We start from the raw sequence: 1346 nt of genomic DNA on the forward strand, positions 1-1346 counted from the left end.
GTGAGCTATGCTGAAGAAACCGTACAAGTAAACTTGGTAAACTAACGACTCAACGAGGAGTTTACCATGACCAAGAAAGTTAGAACTTACAGCACAGAATTTAAAGCAGAAGCTGTGAAGAAGATAGCGGATAATAATGGCAATATTTCAGCTACTGCAAAGCAGCTCGGGATCGCCATGCAAACCTTATCTAACTGGCAGAATAAAGCCAATCAGGGCAAGCTTGTGGGCACTGAGCAATACGATCCTGATCTTATGAGCGCCCTTGAAGAAGTAAAACGGCTAAAGCGCCAGCTTAAAGTTGCTGAGGAGGAGCGCGAGATATTAAAAAAGGCGACGGCGTACTTCGCCAATGAGGAGCGTTAAGAAACAGTCTGGGAGACTGTTTTAGTGACGCAAGACGTAGGGCTATGCACGCAGTGACAGCTAGTAAAGTACGCTTTTATCAAAGACAATCAGCAGATATTTAGCATCACAACTATGTGCCGTGTATTAAAGGTTAAATCATCAAGTTACTATGACTGGTCAAGTCGTGACATTAGTGATCAGCAGATACATCGTAATCACTGCGAGCTACTAGTCAAAGCCGCTCATACTGAAACATATGAGCGTTATGGTGTAGATCGTCTACATGCGCATCTAAGTGATCAAGGCCATGACATCAGTCCCTACATGGTTAGAAGTATTAAAGAGGAACACGGCATCAAGTGCCGTCGTCATAAGCGCTTTAAAGTCACTACTGATTCCAATCACAATAAACTGGTCTATGACAACGTGCTGAATCAGCAGTTTGACGCCAAGCGTCCCAATGAGTCTTGGGTCAGCGATATTACTTATATCTGGACAAACGAAGGTTGGCTGTACTTAGCTGGAGTCAAAGACTTATACACTAAAGAGCTTGTCGGCTACGCTATTAACAAGCGCATGACCGCAGATTTAGTATGTCGTGCGCTTAACATGGCAATTAAGAATAAACGCCCAAGCAAGGGACTAATTGTGCATTCTGATAGAGGCAGCCAGTATTGCAGTCACGCCTACCACAAGACCATTAAGCAGCATCAATTCATAGGCTCAATGAGCGGCAAAGGCAACTGTTTCGATAACGCTCCGATAGAAAGCTTCTGGGGCGTATTAAAGAATGAGTTGGTATATCATCAAGACTATAAAACAAGGTTCACAGCCATCAATGATATTATCAGTTATATCGAGCTGTACTATAATCAGACGAGGATTCAAAAGGGTTTGGGCTATCAATCGCCAAGACAGGTGTGGTTTGATTATTATCGTCAAGCTGCGTAACTAAAATCTCCCAAGTTTAATTCTACGGGATTGACGGCAGGGGTCAT

At 43.4% G+C, this 1346-nt stretch carries 1 pseudogene; it reads left to right on the plus strand.

The annotated features are described in order from the left end of the window. The first annotated feature begins 66 nt into the window (after nt 1-66). Nucleotides 67-1299 (plus strand): annotated as a pseudogene (locus tag HCZ91_RS13805) (IS3 family transposase). The last annotated feature ends 47 nt before the right edge of the window (nt 1300-1346 follow it).

The sequence above is a fragment of the Psychrobacter sp. BI730 genome (assembly GCF_013414195.1).
Classification (GTDB): Bacteria; Pseudomonadota; Gammaproteobacteria; order Pseudomonadales; family Moraxellaceae; genus Psychrobacter.